General features: G+C 68.6%; 5 protein-coding genes. 3 read left to right on the top strand and 2 right to left on the bottom strand.

Annotated features, from left to right (window positions below):
• Window positions 1–171: 171 nt before the first annotated feature.
• Both sucD and sucC read right to left on the bottom strand, forming a co-directional pair.
• Window positions 172–1,071, bottom strand: coding sequence for a succinate--CoA ligase subunit alpha (gene sucD / locus FNH08_RS39090; RefSeq protein WP_152776277.1), 900 nt, complete (start codon window positions 1,069–1,071; stop codon window positions 172–174).
• 11 nt (window positions 1,072–1,082) lie between these two features.
• Window positions 1,083–2,213 (bottom strand): ADP-forming succinate--CoA ligase subunit beta, encoded by a 1,131-nt coding sequence (gene sucC / locus FNH08_RS39085; RefSeq protein ID WP_152776276.1) that lies wholly within the window; start codon window positions 2,211–2,213, stop codon window positions 1,083–1,085.
• A 223-nt stretch (window positions 2,214–2,436) separates the two neighbouring features.
• On the opposite strand from sucC, the gene FNH08_RS39080 reads away from it, so the two are divergent.
• The 3 genes from FNH08_RS39080 to FNH08_RS39070 are packed head-to-tail and all read left to right on the top strand — an operon-like array spanning window position 2,437 to window position 7,504.
• On the top strand, window positions 2,437–4,122 hold the full coding sequence (locus FNH08_RS39080) for a thiamine pyrophosphate-binding protein (RefSeq protein ID WP_152776275.1): 1,686 nt from the start codon (window positions 2,437–2,439) through the stop codon (window positions 4,120–4,122).
• A 10-nt stretch (window positions 4,123–4,132) separates the two neighbouring features.
• On the top strand, window positions 4,133–5,368 hold the full coding sequence (gene frc / locus FNH08_RS39075) for a formyl-CoA transferase (protein WP_152776274.1): 1,236 nt from the start codon (window positions 4,133–4,135) through the stop codon (window positions 5,366–5,368).
• Window positions 5,369–5,371: 3 nt separating this feature from the next.
• A complete protein-coding gene (locus tag FNH08_RS39070) occupies window positions 5,372–7,504 on the top strand; it encodes an acetate--CoA ligase family protein (protein WP_152776273.1) in 2,133 nt (710 codons plus the stop codon).
• The last annotated feature ends 153 nt before the right edge of the window (window positions 7,505–7,657 follow it).

Here is a 7,657-nt window from a genome sequence, read left to right as displayed (position 1 = left end):
GGGTTGAGGGTGGTTGCCATTCGATTGCTCCGCTCTCGGTGCACAGTCGGGGGCGGGGTCGTGCATGGCTCGTCTCTCGCGCCAGAAGACGCCTACCTGCCTACTGGCGGGTACGGAGACCTCGTACGGGGGAGGTAGCGAGGCCGCCTGGTACCGAACAGCTATCGCGCATCAACTCGGAGTGACACCGCGCTCGGCTTCCAGCCGGGCCAACACCAGCCGCGCCGTCTCGGTCGGGGTGCCGCCCACCTGGACTCCGGCCGCCTCCAGTGCCTCCTTCTTCGCCTGCGCCGTGCCCGACGAACCGGAGACGATCGCGCCCGCGTGTCCCATCGTCCTGCCCTCGGGTGCCGTGAAGCCGGCGATGTAGCCGACGACGGGTTTGGTGACGTGGTCGCGGATGTACGCGGCGGCCCGTTCCTCCGCGTCACCGCCTATCTCCCCGATCATCACGATGAGTTCGGTGTCCGGGTCGTCCTCGAAGGCGGCCAGGCAGTCGATGTGGCTGGTGCCGACGACGGGATCGCCGCCGATGCCGACGCAGGTGGAGAAGCCGATGTCGCGGAGTTCGTACATCAGCTGGTAGGTGAGCGTGCCCGACTTGGACACCAGGCCGATGCGGCCGGGCTTGGTGATGTCGGCGGGGATGATGCCCGCGTTGGACTGGCCGGGCGTGATGAGCCCGGGACAGTTGGGGCCGATGATGCGGGTGCCCTTCGCCTGGGCGTACGCGGTGAAGGCGACCGAGTCGTGGACCGGGATGCCCTCGGTGATGACGACGGCGAGGCCGATGCCGGCGTCGGCGGCCTCGATCACTGCGGCCTTGGCGAACGCGGGCGGCACGAAGACGACGGTGACGTCCGCACCGGTCACCTCGATGCCCTCGCTGACGGAGCCGAAGACGGGCACGGCACGGTCGTCGAAGTCGACAGTGCGACCCGCCTTGCGAGGGTTGACGCCTCCGACCACGTCCGTGCCCGCCGCGAGCATGCGGCGGGTGTGCTTCATGCCCTCGCCGCCGGTCATGCCCTGGACGAGGACCTTGCTCTCCTTGGTGAGGTAGATGGCCATGTCCCGTCTCCTTAGGCTGCGTTGGCGAGGTCGGCGGCCCGGCGCGCGGCGCCGTCCATGGTGGTGGCCTGCTGGACCAGGGGGTGGGCGCGCCCGTCGAGGATGGCGCGGCCGCGGGCGGCGTTGTTGCCGTCGAGTCGGACGACGAGGGGTTTGGTCAACTGGACGGTGGCCAGGGCTTGCACGATGCCGTCGGCGACCGCGTCGCAGGCGGTGATGCCGCCGAAGACGTTGACGAACACCGACTTCACGGCCGGGTCGGAGAGGATGACGGAGAGGCCGTCGGCCATGATCTGCGCGCTCGCTCCGCCGCCGATGTCGAGGAAGTTGGCGGGTCGGGCGCCGCAGCCGGCGACCACGTCGAGGGTCGACATGACGAGGCCCGCGCCGTTGCCGATGATGCCGACCTCGCCGTCCAGCTTCACGTAGTTGAGGCCCTTCGCCGCGGCCGCCGCCTCCAGGGAGTCGTCGTGCGCGGCGCCTTCCTCACCCCAACGCGCCTGCCGGAAGCGCGCGTTGTCGTCCAGGGTGACTTTGCCGTCAAGGGCGAGGATCTGCCCCCGCGCCGTACGGACGAGGGGGTTGACCTCGACGAGGACGGCATCCTCACGGACGAGGACCTCCCAGAGCCGTACGAGGATGTCCACGGCCTGCGGCGGTAGTCCGGCTGCCTCCGCGATGTGCGCGGCCTTCGCCGCCGTCACACCCTCGGCCGGGTCGACGGGGATGCGGGCAACCGCCTCGGGCCTGGTCGCGGCCACTTCCTCGATCTCCATGCCGCCCTCGGCCGAGGCGATCGCCAGGAAACGGCCGGCCGCGCGGTCGAGGACGTAGCTGACATAGAACTCGCGGTCGATGTCGACGGGTTGGGCCAGCATCACCTTGCCGACCGTGTGGCCCTTGATGTCCATGCCGAGGATCTGCCGTGCTGTCAGTTCGGTGGCGGCGGGGTCGGCGGCGAGCTTCACTCCGCCCGCCTTGCCGCGGCCTCCGGTCTTCACCTGGGCCTTGACGACGACGCGTCCGCCGAGCCTGCGGGCCATCTCGCGCGCCTCCTTGGGCGAGTCGGTGACCTCGCCCCGTGGAACCAAGATGCCGTATTCCTCGAAGAGTTCCCTTGCCTGGTGTTCGAACAGGTCCATTCCGGCTCCTGACCGCTGAGTCAACTGGAGGGCCGACCACCGGGCCCCCGAAAAGTGCCGCACGCCCCCTGGACACCACCCACCGGATGCGGGATAACAAGCTTCATACAGTATTCGTCGACTGTATGCAATCTACCGCGACGGCATCCACGAGAACGCGTGAACGGCGTGTGAGCTGCGCAAACCACGCGCCCAATCCCCTACGAAGGGACAGGACTTCGCTATGCCCGACGACAACAGCCAGAACCTCATCTCCGGTGGGCACCTGGTCGCCAAGGCACTCAAAGCGGAGGGTGTGGAGGTCATCTACACCTTGTGCGGCGGCCACATCATCGACATCTACGACGGCTGCGTCGACGAAGGCATAGAGGTCGTCGACGTACGCCACGAGCAGGTCGCCGCTCACGCCGCCGACGGCTACGCGCGCATCACCGGCAAGCCCGGCTGCGCCGTCGTCACCGCGGGCCCAGGGACGACCGACGCCGTGACCGGTGTCGCCAACGCCTTCCGCGCCGAGTCCCCGATGCTGCTGATCGGCGGCCAAGGAGCCCTCACCCAGCACAAGATGGGGTCCCTCCAGGACCTGCCGCACGTCGACATGATGACGCCGATCACCAAGTTCGCGGCGGCCGTGCCGGACACGGCGCGCGCGGCGGACATGGTGTCGATGGCGTTCCGCGAGTGCTACCACGGAGCCCCCGGCCCCTCCTTCCTGGAGATCCCGCGCGACGTACTGGACGCCAAGGTGCCCGCAGAGAAGGCGCGCATACCCAAGGCGGGCGCCTACCGGGCCTCGACCCGCTCGGCCGGCGACCCCGAAGCCATCGAGAGGCTCGCCGACCTGCTGGTGCACGCCGAGAAGCCCGCCATCCTGCTGGGCAGCCAGGTGTGGACGACCCGCGGCACCGAGGCGGCCATCGACCTCGTACGGACCCTCAACATCCCCGCGTACATGAACGGCGCCGGCCGCGGCACCCTCCCGCCCGGGGACCCGCACCACTTCCAGCTCTCCCGGCGATACGCCTTCTCCAACGCCGACGTCATCGTCATCGTCGGCACGCCCTTCGACTTCCGCATGGGCTACGGCAAGCGGCTGTCGCAGGACGCCACCGTCGTACAGATCGACCTCGACTACCGGACCGTCGGCAAGAACCGCGACATCGACCTCGGGATCGTGGGCGACGCCGGGCTGATCCTGAAGTCGGTGGCCGAGGCCGCCTCCGGGCGCATCAACGGGGGCGCGTCGAAGCGCAAGGAGTGGCTGGACGAGCTGCGCGCCGCCGAGCAGACCGCCATCGAGAAGCGGCTGCCCAGCCTCAGGTCGGACGCCTCACCCATCCACCCGTACCGGCTGGTCAGCGAGATCAACGACTTCCTCACCGAGGACTCCATCTACATCGGTGACGGCGGCGACATCGTCACCTTCTCCGGTCAGGTCGTGCAGCCCAAGTCGCCCGGACACTGGATGGACCCGGGCCCGCTGGGCACGCTCGGCGTGGGTGTCCCCTTCGTCCTCGCGGCCAAGAAGGCGCGGCCCGACAAGGAAGTGGTGGCCCTCTTCGGTGACGGCGCGTTCTCCCTCACCGGCTGGGACTTCGAGACCCTCGTCCGCTACAACCTCCCCTTCGTCGGCATCGTCGGCAACAACTCCTCCATGAACCAGATCCGCTACGGCCAGAAGGCCAAGTACGGCGAGGAGCGCGAGCGGATCGGCAACACCCTCGGCGACGTCCAGTACGACAAGTTCGCGCAGATGCTGGGCGGTTACGGCGAGGAGGTCCGTGACCCCGCCGACATCGGCCCCGCGCTCCGGCGCGCCCGCGAGTCCGGGAAGCCCTCTCTGATCAACGTCTGGGTCGACCCGGACGCGTACGCCCCCGGAACCATGAACCAGACGATGTACAAGTGAGGTGCCCCCGATGACAGCAACCAAGGCCCTCGAAGGCATTCGCGTCCTGGACATGACGCACGTCCAGTCCGGGCCCTCCGCGACCCAGTTGCTCGCCTGGCTAGGCGCGGACGTCGTCAAGCTGGAGGCGCCGACCGGTGACATCACGCGCAAGCAGCTGCGCGACCTCCCGGACGTCGACTCCCTCTACTTCACGATGCTCAACTGCAACAAGCGGAGCATCACCCTCAACACCAAGACCGAGCGGGGCAAGGAACTCCTCACCGAGCTGATCCGGCGCTCCGACGTCATGGTCGAGAACTTCGGTCCGGGCGCGATCGACCGCATGGGGTTCACCTGGGACCGCATCCAGGAGATCAATCCGCGTATCGTCTATGCCTCCATCAAGGGGTTCGGCGAAGGCCCGTACACCAACTTCAAGGCGTACGAGGTCGTCGCGCAGGCCATGGGCGGGTCGATGTCGACCACCGGGTTCGAGGACGGGCCGCCGCTGGCGACGGGGGCCCAGATCGGGGACTCTGGCACGGGCATCCACGCCGTGGCGGGGATTCTCGCGGCGCTGTTCCAGCGGGAGAACACCGGGCGCGGTCAGCGGGTCAACGTGGCCATGCAGCACGCCGTGCTCAACCTCTGCCGGGTGAAGTTGCGCGATCAGCAGCGCCTGGCCCATGGCCCGCTCGCTGAATATCCCAACGACGACTTCGGCACCGAAGTTCCCCGCTCGGGAAACGCGTCCGGCGGCGGTCAGCCCGGCTGGGCGGTCAAGTGCGCGCCCGGCGGGCCGAACGACTACGTGTACGTGATCGTGCAGCCCGTCGGCTGGAAGCCGCTCAGTGAGCTCATCGGCCGGCCCGAGCTGGCCGACGACCCCGAGTGGTCGACGCCCGAGGCCCGGTTGCCGAAGCTGAACAAGATGTTCCAGCTGATCGAGGAGTGGTCATCCACGCTCCCCAAGTGGGAGGTGCTGGAGAGGCTCAACGCCCACAACATCCCGTGCGGGCCGATCCTGTCCACCAAGGAGATCATCGAGGACGACTCGCTGGTCGCCAACGAGATGGTCGTGAAGGTGCCGCACCCCGAGCGGGGCGAGTTCGTGACCGTGGGCAGTCCGCTGAAACTCTCCGACTCCCCCGTGGCCGTGACCAGTTCGCCGCTGCTCGGCGAGCACAACGAAGAGGTCTTCGTCGGCGAGCTCGGCCTCGGCGACGAGGAGCTGCGCCTGCTCAAGTCGAACGGAGTGATCTGATTGATGGCCGAAGACCGGGTGCTCAGGGTGCGCACGCTCCTCGACGCCGTACGGGCCGGAGGCCGCAGCGCGCTCACCGCGCCCGAGGGCAAGGTGATCGCCGACGCGTACGGGATCGCCGTTCCGGGCGAGGAGCTTGCGACGGACGTCGACGAGGCCGTGGCGTACGCGGCGCGTTTCGGCGGGCCGGTCGTCATGAAGATCGTCTCACCGGACATCCTGCACAAGACCGACGCCGGTGGTGTGATCGTCGGCGTGGAGGGTTCCACCGACGTACGGGCCGCCTTCCACAAGATCATCGAGAACGCGCGGGCGTACGACCCACAGGCGCGCATCGAGGGCGTGCAGGTCCAGGAACTGCTGCCCCAGGGGCAGGAGGTCATCGTCGGGGCCGTCACGGATCCGACGTTCGGGAAGGTCGTGGCCTTCGGGCTCGGAGGCGTGCTGGTCGAGGTCCTCAAGGACGTGACCTTCCGGCTGGCTCCCCTGGATGCCGACGAGGCCCTGTCGATGCTGGACTCGATCCGCTCGGCGGAGATCCTGCACGGCGTGCGCGGTGGCGCGGCCGTGGACCGGTGGGCGATCGCCGAACAGATCCGCCGGGTCTCCGAACTCGTCGCGGACTTCCCCGAGATCGCCGAGGTGGACCTCAACCCCGTGATCGCCACCCCGGAGGGCGCGGTCGCGGCGGACATCCGCGTGATCCTCGCGGACTCGGTACCGAAGCCCCGGCGCACGTACACGCGCGAGGAGATCCTCACCTCCATGCGCCGCCTGATGCAGCCCTCCTCGGTCGCCGTGATCGGCGCCTCCAACGAACAAGGCAAGATCGGCAACTCGGTGATGCGCAACCTCATCGACGGCGGCTTCTCCGGCGAGATCCAGCCGGTGAATCCCAAGGCCGATGACATTCTGGGCCGCAAGGCGTACAAGAGTGTCACGGACGTTCCCGGTGAGGTGGATGTGGCGGTCTTCGCTATCCCCGCCAAGTTCGTGGCCGCGGCCCTGGAGGAGGTGGGGCGCAAGAAGATCCCCAACGCCGTACTGATTCCCTCCGGGTTCGCGGAGACCGGTGAGCACGAGCTGCAGGCCGAGATCGTGGCGATCGCCGAGCGGCACGGCATCCGGCTCCTCGGGCCGAACATCTACGGCTACTACTCGACCTGGCAGGACCTGTGCGCCACGTTCTGCACGCCGTACGACGTCAAGGGCGGTGTGGCGCTCACCTCGCAGTCCGGTGGCATAGGAATGGCCATCCTGGGCTTCGCGCGGACCACGAAGACGGGCGTGTCCGCGATCGTCGGGCTCGGCAACAAGTCGGACCTGGACGAGGACGACCTGCTGACGTGGTTCGGTGAGGACCCCAACACCAAGTGCATCGCGATGCACCTGGAGGACCTCAAGGACGGGCGCGCCTTCGTGGAGGCGGCCCGGGCGACCGTTCCGAAGAAGCCGGTCGTGGTCCTGAAGGCGGGCCGTACAGCGGCCGGAGCGAAGGCGGCGGGCTCGCACACGGGTGCGCTGGCCGGCGACGACGCCGTGTACGACGACATCCTGAAGCAGGCCGGGGTCATCCGGGCGCCCGGGCTGAACGAAATGCTCGAGTACGCGCGCGCGTTGCCGGTCCTTCCGACGCCTCAGGGCGACAACGTCGTCATCATCACGGGTGCCGGCGGCAGCGGCGTCCTGCTCTCCGACGCGGTGACCGACAACGGACTCTCCCTGATGGAGATCCCGCCGGACCTGGACGAGTCCTTCAGGAAGTTCATCCCGCCCTTCGGGGCCGCGGGCAACCCGGTGGACATCACCGGGGGCGAGCCGCCGTCGACGTACGAGGCGACGATCCGGCTGGGCCTGGAGGATCCCCGCATCCACGCGCTCGTCCTCGGCTACTGGCACACCATCGTGACCCCACCCATGGTCTTCGCCGAGCTCACCGCGCGCGTGGTAGCCGAATTCCGTGAGCGCGGGATCAGCAAGCCCGTGGTCGCGTCACTCGCGGGCGACGTGGAGGTCGAGGAGGCGTGCCAGCACCTCTTCGAGCGGGGGGTCGTGGCGTACCCGTACACAACCGAGAAGCCGGTGGCCGTGCTCGGTGCGAAGTATCGCTGGGCTCGTGCGGCGGGGTTGCTCTGATGGCCGCGCCAACGGTTTTACGGCCGGGGGTCCGGGGGTTGACCCCCGGGCGTGACGCAGCTCGCTGGGCTCGTGCGGCGGGGTTGCTGTGATCCACAGAGTCCGCCTGGAGCGGATGGCAGGGGTGTCGGGGGGCGGTACATGAGGTGAGGT

This window comes from Streptomyces spongiae (genome assembly GCF_009377185.1).
Taxonomy (GTDB): domain Bacteria; phylum Actinomycetota; class Actinomycetes; order Streptomycetales; family Streptomycetaceae; genus Streptomyces; species Streptomyces spongiae.
Note: the sequence above shows the minus strand (reverse complement) of the source record. Positions and strands in the feature narration are given on the sequence as shown.

Bases quoted from the DNA above. Each gene is read 5' to 3' on its own strand.
- frc (WP_152776274.1), top strand. From the start codon at position 4,133: ATGACAGCAACCAAGGCCCTCGAAGGCATTCGCGTCCTGGACATGACG.
- sucC (WP_152776276.1), bottom strand. From the start codon at position 2,213: ATGGACCTGTTCGAACACCAGGCAAGGGAACTCTTCGAGGAATACGGC.
- sucD (WP_152776277.1), bottom strand. From the start codon at position 1,071: ATGGCCATCTACCTCACCAAGGAGAGCAAGGTCCTCGTCCAGGGCATG.
- FNH08_RS39080 (WP_152776275.1), top strand. From the start codon at position 2,437: ATGCCCGACGACAACAGCCAGAACCTCATCTCCGGTGGGCACCTGGTC.
- FNH08_RS39070 (WP_152776273.1), top strand. From the start codon at position 5,372: ATGGCCGAAGACCGGGTGCTCAGGGTGCGCACGCTCCTCGACGCCGTA.